Annotated in this window: 12 protein-coding genes; 9 read left to right on the top strand and 3 right to left on the bottom strand. The window is 58.0% G+C overall.

The window, feature by feature from the left end; translation table 11 throughout:
- The first annotated feature begins 121 nt into the window (after positions 1–121).
- The 8 genes from bcsR (at position 122) to ACK13D_RS19895 (ending at position 14,778) form a co-directional block, all read left to right on the top strand.
- Positions 122–319, top strand: a complete 198-nt coding sequence (gene bcsR, locus ACK13D_RS19930; RefSeq protein ID WP_010257416.1) for a cellulose biosynthesis protein BcsR — start codon at positions 122–124, stop codon at positions 317–319.
- Entirely contained in the window at positions 319–1,050 is a 732-nt protein-coding gene (gene bcsQ / locus ACK13D_RS19925; protein ID WP_010257415.1) for a cellulose biosynthesis protein BcsQ, read from the top strand. Before bcsR ends, bcsQ begins: the two co-directional genes overlap by 1 nt.
- A complete protein-coding gene (gene bcsA / locus ACK13D_RS19920) occupies positions 1,047–3,650 on the top strand; it encodes a UDP-forming cellulose synthase catalytic subunit (RefSeq protein WP_033780842.1) in 2,604 nt (867 codons plus the stop codon). Before bcsQ ends, bcsA begins: the two co-directional genes overlap by 4 nt.
- A gap of 4 nt (positions 3,651–3,654) precedes the next feature.
- Positions 3,655–5,943: a cellulose biosynthesis cyclic di-GMP-binding regulatory protein BcsB gene (gene bcsB / locus ACK13D_RS19915; protein WP_341576405.1), complete on the top strand. Its 2,289-nt coding sequence runs from the start codon at positions 3,655–3,657 to the stop codon at positions 5,941–5,943.
- Positions 5,936–9,403 (top strand): cellulose synthase complex outer membrane protein BcsC, encoded by a 3,468-nt coding sequence (bcsC, locus tag ACK13D_RS19910; protein ID WP_346464714.1) that lies wholly within the window; start codon positions 5,936–5,938, stop codon positions 9,401–9,403. The genes bcsB and bcsC overlap by 8 nt, the downstream gene beginning before the upstream one ends.
- A gap of 116 nt (positions 9,404–9,519) precedes the next feature.
- Positions 9,520–11,526, top strand: a complete 2,007-nt coding sequence (gene hmsP / locus ACK13D_RS19905) for a biofilm formation regulator HmsP (protein ID WP_033767592.1) — start codon at positions 9,520–9,522, stop codon at positions 11,524–11,526.
- Between the two features lie 225 nt (positions 11,527–11,751).
- Entirely contained in the window at positions 11,752–13,041 is a 1,290-nt protein-coding gene (locus ACK13D_RS19900; RefSeq protein ID WP_010257403.1) for a dicarboxylate/amino acid:cation symporter, read from the top strand.
- A gap of 246 nt (positions 13,042–13,287) precedes the next feature.
- Positions 13,288–14,778 (top strand): M16 family metallopeptidase, encoded by a 1,491-nt coding sequence (locus tag ACK13D_RS19895; protein ID WP_010257399.1) that lies wholly within the window; start codon positions 13,288–13,290, stop codon positions 14,776–14,778.
- Between the two features lie 2 nt (positions 14,779–14,780).
- Here ACK13D_RS19895 and ACK13D_RS19890 read toward each other — a convergent pair whose 3' ends face one another.
- Both ACK13D_RS19890 and ACK13D_RS19885 read right to left on the bottom strand, forming a co-directional pair.
- A complete protein-coding gene (locus ACK13D_RS19890; protein ID WP_010671660.1) occupies positions 14,781–15,653 on the bottom strand; it encodes an alpha/beta hydrolase in 873 nt (290 codons plus the stop codon).
- Between the two features lie 523 nt (positions 15,654–16,176).
- The gene (locus tag ACK13D_RS19885; protein ID WP_346464712.1) at positions 16,177–17,109 is read right to left on the bottom strand and encodes a sugar kinase; all 933 of its coding nucleotides are present in this window, start codon (positions 17,107–17,109) and stop codon (positions 16,177–16,179) included.
- Positions 17,110–17,393: 284 nt separating this feature from the next.
- On the opposite strand from ACK13D_RS19885, the gene ACK13D_RS19880 reads away from it, so the two are divergent.
- The gene (locus ACK13D_RS19880) at positions 17,394–19,454 is read left to right on the top strand and encodes an AsmA family protein (RefSeq protein ID WP_346464711.1); all 2,061 of its coding nucleotides are present in this window, start codon (positions 17,394–17,396) and stop codon (positions 19,452–19,454) included.
- Here ACK13D_RS19880 and ppiC read toward each other — a convergent pair whose 3' ends face one another.
- A complete protein-coding gene (gene ppiC, locus ACK13D_RS19875; protein ID WP_010671663.1) occupies positions 19,455–19,736 on the bottom strand; it encodes a peptidylprolyl isomerase PpiC in 282 nt (93 codons plus the stop codon). It abuts the gene before it with no gap.
- Positions 19,737–19,747: the final 11 nt, after the last annotated feature.

Raw genomic sequence — 19,747 nt, 5'->3', positions numbered from 1 at the left:
CAGGCCGGCTCACATTGTTCTGCAATTGCCGCGTTTCTGGAAATATTTTTCAACTTTCCTTTACGCGTACGCGCAGTCGGTCATCCTGAGTGTGACGTTGTTTTATTTTTGGCGAACAGTAATGAAAAACCACAATCTCTATAACCCTGTTGCCGCTGATGGCGATCGTCAGGATGATATTAGCGCGTTGCGCGATGCGTTTTCTTTGCACTCTTTCCGCTATGTCGACATTGCGCGGGAAGAGCGCCTGAAAGCGATCGTGTCGCGCTGGCCGCTGTTAGCGGAAACCCTTGCCAGCCAGTCTGAGACCGATCGCTGATGCCGCAGATCGCGCTTCAGGGCGTACGGGGCGGCGTCGGCACGACTTCTCTTTGTGCCGGATTAGGCTGGGCGCTGGCGGCACTCGGCGAACGAGTATTGTTGATCGATGGCTCCCCGGTCAGCCAGCTCGGCGTGCATTTTAATCTGCCCGCTCAGCAGGATAATGGCTGGATGAAAGCCCTGTGTGAGGGCGGTGACTGGCAGCACAGCGGGCTTCGCTATCCCGATGGTCCTGATTTGCTGCCTCACGGGGTGCTTTCCCATCAGCATGCTTTGACTATTGCCAGACAGAATGAGGCGATCGCCGCGCCGCTGCTCCAGGCATTACCGGACCTGCGGGCGCGCTATCAGTGGATTATTTTCGATCTGCCTGCCGATACCCTGCCCTGGCATGAAACGCTCTATCCCACGCTGGACAGCCTGTTGTGCGTCACTCAGCCAGACGCGAATTGCCATTTACGGCTTAGCCAGCGCCAGTTTCCGGCGCGCACCCGGTTTATTATCAATCAGTTTAATGCCAACAGCCGTCTGCAGCAGGATCTGCATCAGCTCTGGATGGCCTCGCTGAATCCGCTGATACCGCTGCTGATCCACCGGGATGAGGCGCTGGCAGAAGCGCTGATGATGAAGCAGCCGGTCGGTGAATACCGGCCACATGCGTTGGTCAGTGAAGAGATCATCACGCTGGCAAGCTGGCTGCTGCTCAATCTGAATGGAGTGAGCTCTTGAATCCGTTGTGCTGGCTGTTAACAGCGCCCGCCTGGCAATCGCTGCACAGGGGCTATACCACCGCGCGAGGCAATGGCGCGTCCCGCTTCGCCAGTGCACTCCATCTGTTCTGGTCGGTGCTGGGCCTGATGCTGCTTCGCTTCGAAACGCCGGGCTGGCAGCGGATTATTCAGCAGCGCCGCCGGCTCTATCCGCACATTTCGCCGGAGCGGCCGCGACCGCTGGATATCCTGCGTTATCTGATCCAGACGCTGTGGCTTTTGGTGATCCTGCCGCAGAGCGATCGCGCTCGTGGCGGTTTCCGTGGCCTCGGTGCGCTGTCTGGCTGGCGCCACCATGGCTACCGCTGGCTGGACAAGGCCGTTGCCCACTCACAGACCCAGGGAATCGATGTGCGCATCGAACACTGGCTGAAGCGGCTGTCGCCGCTGGTGCGACGCAGCCTCTTCGCCGTCACTGCCCTGTTTGCCACGTTGCTGGCGCTGCTCTGTATCAGCCAGCCCTTTGGCCTGATGACGCAGTTTATCTTTGTGGTACTGCTCTGGAGTCTGGCGATGCTGGTACGACGCATCCCGGGGCGTTTCCCGACCATGATGCTGATTGTGCTGTCGCTGACCGTATCGTGCCGCTACCTCTGGTGGCGCTATACCTCGACGCTGAACTGGGACGATCCGCTGAGTCTGGTGTTTGGTCTGCTGCTTATTGCGGCAGAGACCTACGCCTGGGTGGTGCTGGTGCTGGGCTATTTTCAGACGCTCTGGCCGCTTAATCGTCAGCCAGTGTCGATGCCTGTCGATCGGGATCAGTGGCCAGGCATCGATCTGCTGGTGCCAACCTACAACGAACCGCTCAGCGTGGTCAGACCCACCATCTACGCTGCCATGGGCATCGACTGGCCGAAAGACCGCCTGAATATCTATCTGCTCGACGACGGCGACCGGCCGGAATTCCGCGACTTTGCCGCCAGCGTGGGTATCAACTATGTCGTCCGTCCCACCCATGAGCACGCCAAGGCCGGCAATATCAATCACGCGCTGAAAAAGTACTGCCGCAGCGAATTTGTGGTGATTTTCGACTGTGACCATGTGCCGACGCGCGCCTTTTTGCAGATGACCATGGGCTGGTTTATTAAAGATCCCCGGCTGGCGATGATGCAGACGCCACATCACTTCTTCTCGCCTGATCCGTTTGAGCGCAATCTCGGGCGGTTTCGTCGTACGCCCAATGAGGGTTCGCTCTTTTATGGACTGGTGCAGGACGGTAATGATACCTGGGATGCCACCTTTTTCTGCGGCTCCTGCGCCGTGCTGCGCCGCAGCGCACTGGATGAAATTGGCGGTATTGCGGTGGAAACCGTTACCGAAGATGCCCATACCTCGCTGCGGCTGCACCGGCGCGGCTACACTTCGGCCTACATCCGCATTCCTCAGGCGGCCGGACTGGCGACCGAAAGTCTGTCAGCGCATATCGGACAGCGTATCCGCTGGGCACGCGGTATGGTGCAGATCTTCCGCCTTGATAACCCGCTATTTGGTAAGGGGCTGAAGTGGGTACAGCGGCTCTGTTATGCCAACGCCATGCTGCACTTTCTCTCTGGCATTCCGCGGCTGGTCTTCCTGCTGGCGCCGCTGGCGTTTCTGCTCTGTCATGCCTACATCATCTACGCACCTGCGCTGGCGATCGCCATTTATGTTTTGCCCCATATGCTGCATACCAGCCTCACCAACTCGCGTATTCAGGGACGCTGGCGACACTCTTTCTGGAGCGAGGTCTACGAGACGGTGCTGGCCTGGTATATCGCCCGGCCTACCACCGTGGCGCTGTTCAATCCTCATAAAGGGAAGTTTAACGTCACCGCAAAAGGCGGGCTGGTAGAGGAGGAGCATCTGGACTGGGTGATAACCAAGCCCTATATGCTGCTGGTGCTGCTCAACCTCGCAGGGGTTTTGATGGCGTTCTGGCGCATGCAGCACGGTCCGGCCAATGAGGTACTGACGGTATGGGTGAGCCTGATTTGGGTGCTCTATAACATGATTATTCTTGGCGGTGCGGTAGCGGTTTCGGTTGAAGCACGGCAGATCCGTGAGGCGCACCGGGTGGAGATCGCCATGCCGGCCGCCATTGCACGCGAAGATGGTCATATGCTGCCCTGTACGCTGCGTGACTACTCTGACGGCGGCGTCGGGCTGGAGATGCGCGAGCCGGATGCGCTGCGGGAGAATGAAAAAGTGTGGCTGCTGCTGCGTCGTGGACAGCAGGAGTTCAGCTTCCCGTGCCAGGTGCAGCGTGTCTTTGGCCACCGGGCTGGCGTGCGTCTCCATCAACTGACCACTCAGCAGCATATTGAATTTATCCAGTGTACCTTCGCCCGCGCCGATACCTGGGCGCTGTGGCAGGACGGTTTTCCGGAAGATAAACCGGTCCAGAGCCTCGCCGATATCATGATCCTCGGTTTCAAAGGTTACCTGCGCCTGGCGGAATATGGCCCGCCGCAGTTACGTCGGCTGTTTAACCTGCTTACCGTTGGGGTGAGCTGGCTGGCTTCGCTGTTGCCGCAAGGCATCGGACGTGTGCCAGCTTCAAAAAACGCATTGAGTTGATGATATGACGATACCGAGAGTAAACAGGTGGTTTGCCGCTCTGCTGTTGGGCAGTGCAACGTTAAGCTGTGCCGCCGCGCAGGAGGACGCGCCCGCAAACATCGCTGGTGTAACGCCTGTGCAATCTTTACCGCAGGATAACGGCGCGCCGCTGCGGAACAGCCAGCTGAGCTTTGCCCAGCTGGCACCGCCGCCTGGCAGCATGACGCTGCGTGGCACCCGCACTACCGGACAGATTGAGTTCGGTGTGCGCAGCGATGAGGTGGTGACGCGCGCGTTGCTGAACCTTAGCTTTCGGCCTTCGCCCGCACTGCTGCCGACGCTGTCGCAGCTGAAGGTTTATCTCAATGATGAGCTGGTCGGTCTGATTACCCTGACGCCGGAACAGCTGGGTAAAGAGATCCAGACGCAGCTGTCGATCGATCCGCGTTACATCGCCGACTTTAACCGCGTGCGTTTCGAGCTGGTGGGCCACTACGCCAACGTCTGTGAAAATCCTGCCAATAGCGCAATCTGGCTGGATATCGGCAAACAGAGCGGCATCGATCTGACGCTGCAAAAACTGCCGCTGAAAAATGACCTCTCCCACTTCCCGGAACCCTTTTTTGATTCGCGGGATACGCGACCACTGATCCTGCCGATGGTGTTCAGCGCCCAGCCGGATGTCACGCAGCAGCGGGCTGCCGCCATTCTTGCTTCCTGGTTTGGCAGCAAAACGAGCTGGCGCGGGCAGCGTTTCCCGGTGCTGTATAACCAGCTGCCGCAACAGCAGCATGCGGTGGTGTTTGCCACCAACGATGCGCGCCCGGATTTCCTGAAAGATCTGCCGCCGGTGACAAAACCCACAGTAGAGATTGTCAGCCAGCCCGATAATCCGTATGAAAAAATGCTGCTGATTCTGGGACGCAACGATGAGGACCTGCTGACGGCGGTTCAGGGTATCGCCCAGGGTGAGCTGCTGCTGCGCGGCGATACCTCAACCATCGACAGCGTTAAGCTGCTCTCCCCGCGCCAGGCTTATGATGCCCCTAACTGGGTGCGGACCGATCGCCGCACCACTTTCGCCGAACTGACGCAATATGAGAATCAGTTGCAGTCTGATGGGGTGCAGCCTAATCCCGTCAGCCTGACCCTCAATCTGCCGCCCGATCTCTTCCTGGTTCGCGCGCGCGGTATCGACATGGATCTGAGCTATCGCTATACCGCGCCTTTCCAGTCGGATGGCTCACGGCTGGCGGTCAACCTGAATAATCAGTTCATTCAGGATTATCCGCTGCCGCCGAAAAATACGACGGGTCAGCAGCTGCTGCATATTCCGCTGATTCAGGGAATGCTGGACAAGAGCCATGAGCTGCTGATTCCGGCGCTGCGCCTCGGGGTGGTGAATCAGCTGCGCTTTGATTTTGATTACGCCAACATCACCATCAGCGGCAACGCGGATGGACGCTGTGAAACCGCAACGCCGATTACGCATCATGTGGTGGTGGACGACAATTCCAGCATCGATTTTTCCGGCTATCGCCACTACATCGAAATGCCGTCGTTGCGCGCCTGGGCGAATGCGGGCTTTCCGTTCAGCCGCTACGCCGATCTGGCGCAAACCCTGGTACTGATGCCGCCAAAACCCGATGCAGAGCAGGTCAGCACGCTGCTGAATACGTTGGGCAATATGGGTGCGCAAACCGGCTATCCGGCGCTGCGCGTTCAGTTGACCGATGACTGGGCCACGGCGAAGAAGCAGGATGTGGATCTGCTGATGATCGGCGTCATCCCCAAAGATCTTCAGGATGACCAGCGGATCCCGGCGCTGGTCGACGCCACCGCCAGCTGGCTGAAAGAGCCTGTGCGACAAATCACTCCGGAGGTGAACCCGCAAAGTCAGCGCGAGCAGGCGGCAGAAAGCACGACGACTATCAGCTCCCGCGGCCCGCTGGCAACGGTGATTGGCTTCCAGTCACCTTTTTACGATCAGCGCAGCGTTGTCGCGTTGCTCGCCGATGGCACGCCGCGCAGCTGGCAGTTGCTCAACGAGGCGATGGGTGACAGCGGCAAGCGTGGCACGATGTCTGGCTCCACCGTGGTGATCCGCGAGTCAGGGGTTAACAGTCTGCGCGTGGGAGAGAGCTACTACGTTGGTCATCTGCCGTGGTGGGAGCGTCTCTGGTCGCTACTCTCCGTCCATCCCTTCTGGCTGGCATTCTGCGCACTCTTTGTGGTGGTGCTGTTCGCGCTGATGACCTGGCGTCTGATGCGAATTATTACCCGTCGTCGTTTACTGGATGAAGATGAATAACGCACAGGTGCTGCGGGCAGGCATGCTGCTCGGCGCACTGAGTGCGCTGCCGGGGCTGGCTGCACCGGTCGACGGATCGGAGGTGTCGCCGGTCGAATGGTTGCTGTCACAGGTACGCACCGGCGAGTCGACCAACAAATACGATCTGGTGCAGCAATCGCTCTACCGGCTTGAGAAGATCGATCCCGATAATCCGCAGGTGCTGGCGGCTCGCCTGCGGCTGGCGCTGCGTCAGGGCGATATCCCTAAAGCGCAGATGCTGCTGGAGCAGCTGAAAAAGGTTGCGCCCGACTCCGCCGCGACGCGTGAATCCGCCGTCGGCCTGACGCTGATATCGTCGGATGGGCGTCAGCAGTTGCAGCAGGCGCGCCTGCTCGCCACCTCGGGGCGCCTGGCGGAGGCGAAAAGTGCTTACGATGCATTGTTCGGAGGGGTTTTTCCGGATGCGAACACGGCGCTGGAATACTGGCGGCTGCTGGCACGCATTCCCGGTCAGGAGAGCGTCGCTTACCAGCAGCTGCAGGCGCTGGAGCAGCGCTACCCGGGCAATATCGGGGTTGAGTTGCAAATTGCACGCATGGCATTTGATCAACAGCAGCCGGAGCAGGCGATAGCGCAGTTGAAAAAGCTGGCAAACAGCAACGGCGGACGCGCCGCCGCCGCCGATCTCTGGCTGCAGCAGATCAACGATCAGCCGGTCAGCGACAGCAGCGTGGCGCAGTTAAACGCCTACCTGGCTGTTTTTACCGACGGCGACGCACACCAGCAGGGCGCGGATGTGCTGGCGAAGCAGCAGGCGCAGCTCGCCGATCCCGCCTATCGCGAGCGGATGCGTGGCCTGGCGCTGGTCGAGGCGGGCGATGTGAATAATGCGATGGCAGCGCTTAGCCGGGCACTGAAGGATAACCCCAACGACGCCGAACTGATGGGTGCAATGGGGCAGACTCAGGCACGCGCCGGCCATCGTGATGTGGCGGTGCTCTGGCTGGAACGCGCCGTTGAGGCGGGCAAGCAGAGTACGCTGATCGGCAAATGGCAGTCACTGCTGCAGACTAACCGTTACTGGCTGGCGGTCGAACAGGGCGATAAGGCGCTGGCGCAGCATGACGTTGAGGGGGCCGAACGCGCCTACCGCGCCGCACAGAAAATTGATAGCACCGACAGCTATGCCCTGATTGGCCTGGGCGATGTGGCGATGGCGCGCAAAGATGCGGCAGGTGCCGAACTGTTCTGGCAGCATGCGCTGCGGCTGGACGCGACCAACACCACCACCGTGCGTCGCCTGGCCGGGCTTTATCAGGCCGAGTCGCCTGCCCGCGTCATGCAGTTTATCAGTACGCTACCCGCCGGGCAGCAGCGCGAGATGGCGGGAACGTTGCGCGCGCTGCGCAGTGACAGCCTGCGCGCCGAGGCCGATGCGCTCGCCCGGCAGAATAAATGGCCGCAGGCGGCAGAGAAGTATCGGGCGGCGCTGGCGCTGCAGCCGGATGACGTCTGGCTCAGTTATCGGCTGGCGAGCGCGCTACGCGACGGTGGGGCCACCCAACAGGCGGATGCGCAGATCGCGACGCTGCAACAGCAGCATCCCGGCGATGCGACCGCGCTCTACGCCGCCGCGCTCTACCTTTCCAGCCGGGATAATGATGACGCCGCACTGGCAACGCTGCATCGCCTGCCTGAAACGCAGTGGAACAGCAATATGCATGAGCTGGCTGACCGGCTCGGGCAGGATAAAATTTTTGCCAGCGCCGAAGCGCTTCGTGCGGCAGGGCAGGAGCGGGCAGCGGTGACGCTGCTTTACCAGCAGCCGGTTTCCAGCCGACGCGACCTGACGCTGGCCGACTGGGCGCTGGCTCGCGGGGACGCACAGCAGGCTCTGGAGATCTATCAGCAGGTGCTGTCAGGTGAAGCTGACAACAGCGACGCAGCGCTGGGACGAATCGAAGCGCTGGTCGCGCTCCAGCGCAACAGCGAAGCACGACAGGCACTTGAGCAGCAGCCAGCCCAGCCCAACACTCTTAATGCCGATCGCCGCGCCGCGCTGGCATGGCAGGCGGTGGGCGAAACCACGCAGGCTGCCGTGCGCTTTGCCAGCCTGAAGCAGCGCGCTGCGTCACTGCCGCCTTCGCAGGATAAGGCACTGGTGTTTCGTGATGCGGCACGGCTGGAGCGCACACAGCAGCAGCCAGAGATCGCGCTGGCGGATTATCGTCAGGCGATGACGGCCATCGGTATCGGCAGCGGCGAAAGTATCAGCCGCGCGACACGCTCTCAGGAACAGGATGACTGGCTGAAGCGCAGTATTCGCAGCGACACCGCAGATCTCTATCGTCAGCGTGAGACCACGCTGACGGTGCAGCAGGATTATTCGCGCAATAAGGGTACGGCTGGGGTCTCCGACTTTACTGCCCATACCACCATGCTGCAGGCGGAAAGTCCGTTTGCCGACGGACGCGGCTTTTTCCGTCTCGACCGGGTGGACGTCTCAGCAGGAAGTTTTACCACCCGCAACGGCAGCTTCGACGAGCAGTTTGGTAGCTGCGACGACGCCAGTTCCGGCGGATGCAGCCGCGATGCCAGTCAGCGCGCCGAGGGCACTGCGCTGGGCGTCGGCTGGCATAATGACCGCTGGTCAGCGGATCTGGGTACCACGCCGCTGGGCTTTGAGGTGACCAACTGGACCGGCGGCCTGAGCTGGAAAACTGACGTCAGGGATCTTGGCGTGACGCTGACCGCCTCGCGACGGCCGATCGCCAGTTCGCTGCTTTCCTACGCGGGCGCGCGCGATCCATCAGCCAACGGTGGAAAAAGCTGGGGCGGCGTAGTGGCAACGGGTGGCAGCATCGGGCTGAGTTACGATCAGGGCGGCGCACACGGTGTCTGGGGCGACATCAGCGCGCATCAGATCACCGGTAAAAACGTTGCGGATAACAGTCGCGAGCGCTTAATGGCCGGCTACTACTACAAGCTCATTAATAGCGATAATCGCCGGGCCACCGTCGGGCTGAACAGTATGCTCTGGCACTATCAGAAGGATCTCAGCGATTACACCTTCGGTCAGGGCGGCTACTACAGTCCGCAGCAGTATCTCTCCTTTTCCGTGCCGGTCACCTGGCGACAGCGGACAGAAAACTGGTCGTTCGACCTGGGCGGCTCGGTTTCCTGGTCACATTCGAAAACCGATGCGCAGCAGCGCTATCCGGTCAATCCCGGCTTTACCCTTGCCAGCAATCCCGTTTCCGCCAGCAGCACCGGTAGCGGCACGGGGTATACGCTGCAGGGCGTGGTTGAACGTCGTATCACGCCCGCCTGGTTTATCGGGGTGGGCGTCGATATTCAACAGGCGAAAGACTATACCCCAAGTCATGGGCTTATCTACGTGCGTTACTCTGCCGCAGGCTGGGAAGGGGATCTGGATATGCCGCCACAGCCGCTGACCCCTTACGCGGATTTTAAATAATCCCGACCGGGAAAAAGCCGGACTTTTCAGACGGTAAAAAAGTCAGTTTATGGGATATACTGGCGGGCATTGTACTGTCTGCTATCTGGGCTTTTTTCATCGTCAGGAGAATATTTTTGCGCGTAAGCCGGTCACTTACGATAAAGCAGATGGCGACAGTTTCGCTGGTTGCGGTTATCACCATCAGCATCTTTATCGTCATCCAACTGTTTCATTTTGTGCAGCAGCGCAGGATTGACTACGCCCAGCAGATGGAGAATATCGCACACACCGTCCGCCAGCCGCTGTCGGAAGCGGTACTGCGCGCCGATATTTCTCAGGCTGAACGCATTCTCCATTCACTGAAACCTGCCGGTATTTTATCGCGCGCCGATGTGGTGCTGCCGAATGCGTTTCAGGCTCTGCATGCCGACTTCGAAACGGAGAAACCGGTGCCGCGTCTGGTGGCGCGACTGTTTGAGCTGCCGGTGCAGATTACCCTGCCGCTCTATTCAGTGGAAAATACCGGGATGCCGAAACCGCTGGCCTATCTGGTGCTGCAGGCTAACTCGACGCGCGTCTACCAGTTTATTCTCAGCACGCTCTCGACCATGATTATCACCTATCTGCTGCTGGCACTGATCCTGTCAGTGGCGATCAGCTGGTGTATCAACCGGCTGGTGGTGCATCCGCTGCGCAATCTCTCGCGGGAGCTGCAGGAGCTGCCGCCGCAGTCGATTCTGACGCATAAGCTGTCACTGCCGCAGAGCCACCGCGATGATGAAATCGGCATGCTGATCCGCAGCTACAACCGCAATCAGCAGGTGCTGGAGTCGATACATGATGAGATGAGCCGGCTGACCACCCATTTTCCCGTGACCGATCTGCCCAACCGTACCCTGTTTCTGGCGCTGGTCGAGCAGTTCATGAGCAGCCCGGAACAGCCGCTGGGGCTGATGGTGATCCGCATTGAAACCCTGCAGGAAGCCAACGGCGTATTAAGCGATGAGCAGCGCGATACGCTGATGCTGACGCTGGTGGAGAAGATCCGTAATACGCTGGATGACCATACTCTGCTGGCGCAGACCGGGACCAGCGACTTTGTTCTGTTAATGAAGCGTGCCAGCAATCCGTTCCGCGCCCTGCGTCTGGCCCGTAACCTGATGATTCGCCTTAATCAGCCAGTCAACCTTTATCAGCTGCAGCTGCGTCCTAACGTCAGCATTGGTCTGGCGCTGCGCGATGATCAGCCGCTGAGCGCCAGTGATCTGCTTGGCCGCGCGACCTCAGCGATGATGTCGGCCCGTCATCAGGGCAAAAATCAGATCCTGTTCTTTGACGCCGCGTTAACCGAGCGCGCGCAAAAACGTCTGACCCAGGAGCATGATATTCTGCAGGGGCTGCACAATGAGCAGTTCGCCCTCTATCTGCAACCGCAGGTCGATATGCGCACCAGCACGTTAGTCGGCGCGGAAGCGCTGCTGCGTATGCGCCAGCCCGACGGCAGCTACGGTCTGACCGAAGAGTTTATTGCCAGTGCCGAAGAGATTGGCGTGATTAGCGCGATTGGCCGCTGGGTGTTTGAAGAGGCGTGCCGCATTCTGGCAGGCTGGCAGCGACAGGGCATTATGTTGCCGCTGAGTGTGAATATTTCCGCTGTGCAACTGCGTGACACGGGCGTGGTCTCTCATCTGCAATCCCTGCTGACGCGCCACCGCATCGCACCTGGCACCTTCGTGCTGGAAGTGACAGAAACGGCTCAGCTTGATGATGCTGAACAGGCGATATCGATGCTGCGGATGCTGCAGCAGACCGGCGTAGCCGTGGCTCTGGACGATTTCGGCATGGGCTACTCCAACCTTAACTACCTCCATCAGCTGAAAGCGTTGCCGGTTAACAAGCTGAAGATGGATCGCAGCTTCGTGGCGGCGCTGCCGCATGACGACACCATGGTCTGCATCGTGGCGGCCATCGCCGAGATTATCCATCTGGAGGTGATTGCCGAAGGCGTGGAGACAGCGGAACAACGTGACTGGCTGCTGGCGCGCGGCATCTCTATCGGACAGGGCTATCTGTATGCTGAAGCGCTGCCTCTGACCCGATTCAATCAGGCATGGATCGAAAACTCCTCACTACCGCAATAATTGCCTGATTCATTGATTTTGCGAGAATTTTAGTTACAAAACCCCCTGCTGAAGCGTTTCAGTTCAGAATTACGATCCCCGGGTTTCCTGGGCGTTTGTCACCCTGTATTAATCACGTAAACAGAGTGTTATTTTCGGGTTACTGTCAGGCGCCACCTCTGTTGCCCGCCAGTCACAATAACGAATCCGACAACATCACCTCACGGCGTTAGTGGACACCTGTTTATGAAAACCTCACTTTTTAAAAGCCTTTATTTCCAGGTGCTGATGGCGATTGGCATCGGCGTTTTGTTAGGCCATTTTTACCCGGAGTTAGGGACCCAGATGAAGCCGCTGGGAGATGGCTTTGTTAAGTTAATCAAGATGATTATCGCCCCGGTAATTTTCTGTACCGTGGTGACCGGCATCGCTGGCATGGAAAGCATGAAAGCGGTTGGACGGACCGGCGCGGTTGCACTGCTCTATTTTGAAATTGTCAGCACCATCGCGCTGATTATCGGCCTGATCGTGGTGAACGTGGTGCAGCCAGGTGCCGGGATGAACGTTGATCCTGCCACGCTGGATGCCAAAGCCGTGGCGATTTATGCGCAACAGGCAGAACAGCAGGGCATCGTTGCTTTCCTGCTGGATGTCATCCCCAACAGCGTGATTGGCGCCTTTGCCAGCGGCAATATTCTACAGGTGCTGCTGTTTGCCATTCTGTTTGGTTTTGCCCTGCATCGTCTGGGTAACACTGGCACGCTGATTTTCAACGTGATTGAAAGCTTCTCAAAAGTGATTTTCGGCATCATCAACATGATCATGCGTCTGGCACCGATAGGGGCATTTGGCGCGATGGCGTTCACTATCGGCAAGTATGGCGTGGGCTCACTGGTGCAGCTCGGCCAGCTGATTATCTGCTTCTACATCACCTGTATTCTGTTTGTGGTGATCGTGCTGGGGCTGATTGCACGCCTGTTCGCCGGATTCAGCATCTTTAAGTTCATCGCCTATATCAAAGAAGAGCTGCTGATTGTGCTGGGCACTTCCTCTTCCGAGTCTGCGCTGCCGCGCATGCTGGATAAGATGGAGAAGCTGGGCTGCAAGAAATCGGTAGTAGGGCTGGTGATCCCCACCGGTTACTCCTTTAACCTGGACGGCACCTCGATTTACCTGACCATGGCGGCAGTATTTATCGCTCAGGCGACCAATGCGCACATGGACATTTTCCATCAGATTACGCTGCTGGTGGTGCTGCTGCTCTCCTCCAAAGGCGCGGCGGGGGTAACCGGGAGCGGATTTATCGTGCTGGCGGCGACGCTCTCTGCGGTGGGACATCTGCCGGTGGCGGGTCTGGCGCTGATTCTTGGTATCGACCGCTTTATGTCCGAAGCCCGTGCGCTGACCAACCTGATCGGTAACGGTGTGGCGACCGTGGTGGTGGCGAAGTGGGTCGATCAGCTGGATCATAAACAGCTGACCGACACGCTGGCAGGCCGGAATAAGGAGAATAAAGCGTCTGAATCTTCAATTTAATCATTGAATTTCACTTAAATCCCCACAAATGCCCGCTGTCGCTTGCCCTGACAGCGGGCATTTGCATAATAAACCCCACTTGTTTTTTTTGACGTTTTTCACTTCGTTACGCGACATCCTGAGCTTCCTGTGGTCAAACACTTTGTTGTTGGATAACAGCGCGATTCGGCGCCAGCCGATTCGTTAATAACAGCGGCAATATGCGCCAGTGATAACGATATTTGAATTATTTGAGTAGGGGTTCACATGCAGGGCACCAGAATTCGGCTTTTGGTTGGTGGATTAGTGCTGGCAAGCAGCTTTGGTCTCCAGGCAGAAACGCTGCAACCGGATCCGGCCTGGCAGGAAGGCAAGCTGGATAATGGATTTAACTGGCAGTTACTGGCCACACCGCAACGCCCCAGTGACCGTATTGAACTGCGGCTGGTGGTGAATACCGGCTCGCTGGTAGAGAGTGCGCAACAGGCCGGCTTCAGCCATCTGCTGCCGCGTCTGGCGATGGTGCACAACACCGCGCTTGATAACCATCAGCAGCGCGCGCTATGGCAACAGGCGATGGATCCACAGCATCCGCTGCCACCTGTGATCACCTCCTATGATTCCACCCAATATAATCTGAGCCTGCCGAATAACCGCCCTGAGTTGCTGAAAGAAGCGCTGAACTGGCTGGCGGCCACGGCGGGCAATATGGCCATCACCGAACAGGTGGTTAATACCGCGCTGGCGGCATCGGATCCGGTGGCGACCTGGCCGAAAGATACCCAGGATGTCTGGTGGCGCTACCGCCTGAAAGGCTCCGCGCTGCTGGCGCATGACCCCGCAGCGCAACCACGCGCGCCGGTTGATTTAACCCAGCTCAATGATTTTTATCATCAGTGGTACACCCCGGATGCGATGACGCTCTACGTGGTGGGGAATGTCGACAGCCGCAACCTCTCTGAGCAGATCAATAAAACCTTCTCGGCGTTAACCGGCAAACGTGAAACGCCTGCGCCACTGCCCACCCTGTCGCCGCTGCCGCACGAGCCGGTAAATCTGGTCAGCAGCAACATGACGCAGGATCGCCTCTCGCTGGTATGGGATACGCCGTGGCAACCGATTCGTGACTCCCAGAATCTGCAGCGTTACTGGCAGGGCGATCTGGCGCGTGAAGCGCTGTTCTGGCATGTCCAGCGTGCGCTCAGTGACAGCAAGGCACAGGGCATACAGGTGGGATTTGATTGCCGTGTGCTTTATCAGCGTGCGCAGTGCTCCATCAACCTGGATGGACGCAACGAAAATCTGGCGCAGAATATGAATCTGGTGGCGCGTGAGCTGGCAAACGTGCGTGACAAAGGCTTGCCGCAGGAGGAGTTTGATGCGCTGATGGCGCAGAAGCTGCTGGAGCTGAACAAGCTGTTTACCACCTATGCCCGCACCGATACGGATGTGCTGATGAGCCAGCGTCTGCGCTCCCAGCAGAACGCCGTAGTCGATATCGCACCTGAGCAGTATCAGAAGCTGCGTCAGACTTTCCTGGCCGGCCTGACCCGCGAACAGTTAAACCAGGAGCTGCGTCAGCAGCTGACGCAGGAACTGATGATGGTACTGATTCAGCCGGAAGGCGAAGCGGAAACCAACGTGAAGAGCCTGCAAAACAACTGGGACAAAGTGATGGCACCGCCAGCGGCACCGGCGACCAGCAATGAAGCCAGTCCGCCGGATAGCAACGTCAAAGACGTTCCGCCAGCCGCATAAAGTCAGGTTTTTGCCCTGAGCCACTCGGTCACTAACATCGGCCAGCTGGCGAGGGGCAAATCTGCCACGCCGCGGATCCCAAATCCGTGCCCGCCTTTCTGATAGAAATGCACCTCTGCCGGGACCTTATGCTCACGCAGTGCGCCAAAAAACGCCATGCTGTGATTCACTGATACATCATCATCGTCGGCTGCGTGGATCAACAGCGTTGGCGGCACCAGCGGATGAACCCGGGTTTCCATTGAATAAGCGTCAATGGTTTTCTGATCGGGCCAGGCACCCAGCAGGCGGGTTCTGGCTCCTTCATGGGCGATGCCGTCCCGCATGCTGATTACCGGATAGACCAGGACCATCGCATCCGGACGCGGCGAGAAGTTTTCTGCGCCATCCTGCACCGGATAGAGTTTCTCTGCGAAACGCGTACCCAGACTGGCAGCCACGTGACCACCCGCCGAAAAGCCCATCATGACGATATATTTACCATTCAGACCGCGCTGCGCCCGTTCACGCAGGACGCGTACCGCGCGCTGAGCATCGGCCAGCGGCGCGTCGGGGCCTTCGTGATGTCCATCATAGGGCAGGCGATAGGTCATCACCGCCAGGGTGTAACCCATTGAGGTAAAGAATGTCGCCAGGGCGCTGCCTTCACGATCGATCATCACGCGCTGATAGCCACCGCCCGGTGCGACCAGCAGGGTAATCCCGTTTGATTCGACCGGATGCCAGATCGCCATCTCCGGGCAACGTACGCCGGTAGCGGCCCGATCGTAAGGCTCATACTCTTTTGCCATGTCGACAATCTGCGGCTGTGCGCGCGAATCGCTGGCGCCTGGCGCATCACCGTGTGGCCAGATATTAATAATTTCTGTGTGCATAAATAGATCCTGATGCGGGGAATATTTTAATTGTTTTGTTCGCGGCCGGAGAGAACAGCGTCCTGCTGTCTTTTGATTAAAAGATGGTCTTTTTTCAGGCAGTCGTCCATCCGAAAAGGGGGGATCTGACCAGATTCGGACTATGCCTGGTGGTGGATCTGTTTGTTTAACTTATTAATTTTAATCAATAAATTATAAGAGAGATTGAAGGGGGAGACCGCAGGGGATCTGTTATTAACCACAATTTTTCCGCTTAAGGTAAATAGCTGGCACGGCCCGCTTTATTAGCCGCAATTTACCGGATATCACGCTGTGCGTTCTTAAGGCGACATAATGATTTTAGCGTCAGGATCACACCGCCACGCTGCAGGGGCTAACGTGCCAGTCTCATCTGGGAACGGATAGCATCGGTTACAGTCACGCAGCCAGACGTTACCAGCAGCCTAAAAAAATGCGCCCTCGGGCGCATTTTCTGGCATCGGCACGATCAGTACCTGTATCAACGACGCTGGCTGCCGCTCTGTCAGTCAGGCATCGCCTCAGCCGGAATAATCGCGCCGCGATGCTGAATCACGGTGCTGGCAGTCAGGTGTCCGCGCTGCGCGGCGACCTCTGCAGAGGCGCCGGTCAGACGGCGAGCCAGATAACCGGCACTGAACGAATCACCGGCTGCGGTGGTATCGATCACTTTCTCTTTCGCCAGACGTACCGCAGGTACATCAATCAGCGGTGCGTCGCCGGTGACCACCAGGCAGGAGTCTGCACCGCGCTTAATCACGATTTCGCTGGCACCCGCCTGACGGGTACGCGCGATAACGTCATCCAGCGGCTCTTCGCCCCAGAGCAGATGTTCATCATCCAGTGTCAGGAAGGCGATATCGGTGCAGTTGAGCATGGCGCGATAAGCGGCCTGCGTGCTGGCCCGATTGGCCCATAAACGCGGGCGGTAGTTGTTATCGAAAATCACCTTGCCGCCATTAGCCCGGCAGCGCGCCAGCAGCAGCATCAGCTTTTCACGACTGGCAGGCGGCAGAATCGCCAGGCTGATGCCGCTGAGGTAGAGATAATCGTAGTGCGACAGCTGTTCAGCTATCTCTGCTGATTGCGGGCTGTCGAGCCAGTAACGCGCGGCGGCATCACTGCGCCAGTACCAGAAGGTGCGCTCACCGTCGGCATCGGTTTCAATGAAATACAGGCCCGGCATTTTATTATCGAGCCGCTGAATCAGGTCAGTATTGACCTTCTCCTGCTGCCAGGCAGCGATCATTTGATCGCTGAACGAATCCGTACCCAGCGCAGTGACATAATCGACCCGTAACTGCTGCTCATCAACCTGGCGGGCGAGATAAACGGCCGTATTGAGCGTATCGCCGCCAAAGCCACGTTTAATGTTCTCACCCTTTTCGGACAGCTCAATCATGCATTCGCCGATGATGGCGATTTTTTTCTGCGTCATGGTTTCAGACCTGTAGTGAAATATCGCCTTAGTCTCGCGTCTGGTATGGCAGACGTCAATGGTTTTAAAACGGCGTTTTAATTTACCTTTTAAGGTGGCCATTAGCCCTGGTCTCGGGGATAAACGCCGGGAATGTCGGCTTTTTTTACCGCTTATGCTAACGAAATGGCTGAGAAACCCCTTTTTCTGAATTGAATCATCTTACTATCCCGCTTCCCTGATGCTGTTGCCCGCGGTCTCGACTATCTTTAACGCAGACCGTGAATGTGCAAGGAGAAAGCGTAATGTCGCGTACCGGGAAAATAGTCAGCTGGGTAGCAGGAATTCTGGTGTTGTTGATCGTGGTGATTATCGTCGTCATCGCGACCTTTGACTGGAATCGCCTTAAGCCCACCATCAATCAAAAAGTTTCAACCGAGTTAAACCGTCCCTTTGCGATACGCGGGGATCTGGGTATCGACTGGGCACGAAATCGCGACGAAGCAGGCTGGCGGCGCTGGGTGCCGTGGCCGCAGATCCATGCGGAAGATATCATGCTGGGGAATCCGCCTGACATTGCCGACGTCACCATGGTACATCTGCAGCGGGTCGATGCCACATTGTCACCGCTGTCGCTGCTGCACAAAGAACTGTTCATCCCGTGGATTAAATTGCAGCGGCCGGATGCGCGTCTGATCCAGACCGCGGATAAAAAGAACAACTGGACCTTTACCCTTGCCGAGAGCGGCAAGGATGAGAAGAGTGCTGCGCCATCGGCCTGGTCATTCCGTCTGGATAATATTCTGTTCGATCAGGGCCAGATTCGTTATCGCGACGCCATTAACCGCGCAGATGTCACGGTGCAGGTTAATCCGCTGGGTAAGCCGGTGCCGTATACGCAGATTGCCGGAGGCAATGACCAGCAGAAGGGCGCAGGCGACTTCGTCTTTGGCTGGCAGGCGAAGGGCACTTATAACAATGAGTCACTCAGCGGCGACGGTAAGATTGGCGGCATGCTGTCACTGCGCAGTCAGAACACCCCGTTCCCGATTCAGGCCGATCTGCGCAACGGCACCACCCGCGTTCAGGTGACCGGCGGTCTGCAGGATCCGATGAACCTCGGCGGGCTTAACGTGCGACTGCGCTTCTCGGGCGATACGCTGGCCAATCTCTATGGCCTGACCGGCGTCCTGCTGCCTGACACGCCACCTTATGAAACCGACGGCCATCTGATTGCTAAATTCAGCGGCGAAAAGGGCGCGGTCTACCGCTATGAGAAATTCAACGGACATATTGGCGACAGCGATATTCATGGGTCGCTGATCTACAGTCAGGTTAAACCCCGCCCGACACTCAGCGGCGAGCTGACCTCTGAGCAACTGCGCATGGCCGATCTGGGGCCGCTGATTGGCGTCGACTCTGGCAAAGGCAGTGAAAAAACTGCGCAGGCCAAAGCCCGGCGCGGGGAGAAATCGAATCAGCCCGCAGACCGCGTGCTACCACACGATAAATTCGAAACCAAAAACTGGGACGTGATGGATGCCGACGTGAAGTTCAGCGGCAAACGGATCGAACACAGCAATTCACTGCCGTTAAGCGATCTCTATACCCATTTACAGCTGAAAAACGGTGATCTGCTGCTGGACCCGCTGCGTTTTGGTGTGGCGGGCGGCAATCTCAACAGCACTATCCGGCTGGAGGGCGATCGCTCGCCGATGCGTGGTCGGGTTGATCTTCATGTCCGTAAGCTGCAGCTGCGTCAGCTCTTCCCGAATGTGGAGGCGATGAAGAACAGCCGTGGCCAGCTCAATGGCGATGCCAGCTTTACCGGCACCGGTAACTCCGTAGCCGATCTGCTGGCGACCAGCAACGGGCAACTTAAGCTGCTGATGAATGATGGTCTGATTAGCCGCAGCCTGATGGAAATTGCCGGACTCAACGTCGGTAACTACGTGGTGGGCAAACTGTTTGGCGATGACCAGGTGCGTATCAACTGCGCCGCCACCGATCTCAAACTGCAGAACGGTGTGGCGACGCCTAACCTGTTTGTGTTTGATACCGAGAACGCGATTATCAATGTGTCAGGCAACGCGAACTTCGCCAGTGAGCGGCTGGATCTGTCGGTGAATCCGGAGAGTAAGGGCGTCCGCATCGTAACGCTGCGCTCCCCGCTCTACGTACGCGGCACCTTTAAAAATCCTGATGCGGGCGTGAAAACGGGGCCACTGCTGGCACGTGGTGCCGCTGCCGTGGCACTGGGCGCAGTAGTGGGCCCGGCGGCGGCGCTGCTGGCACTGATCTCTCCAAGTGATAACGAAGACAACCAGTGCAGCACCGTCCTGCAGCAGATGAAGCAGAAGAAGTAACTAGTTGCGATAGAGTACTTTGATAATGTGATAACCAAAGCCGGTCTTTACCGGCCCGTAAGGCGTCAGCAGCGGGCAGGTAAAGACCGCTTTATCAAAGGCCGGCACCATCTGTCCCTGCCGGAACTCGCCCAGATCGCCGCCATTCCGGCCGGAAGGACAGGTTGAGTGCTTCTTTGCCAGCTGCTGGAAATTGCCACCCTTCGCCAGTTTCGCCAGAATCTCTTTTGCCTGCGCTTCCTCTTTGACCAGGATGTGTAAAGCCGCCGCGGTTTTCGCCATGTTGGTATCTC

Origin of the sequence: Pantoea sp. K16 (genome assembly GCF_048452805.1) — a bacterium.
GTDB classification, from domain to species: Bacteria; Pseudomonadota; Gammaproteobacteria; order Enterobacterales; family Enterobacteriaceae; genus Pantoea; species Pantoea agglomerans.
Note: the sequence above shows the minus strand (reverse complement) of the source record. Positions and strands in the feature narration are given on the sequence as shown.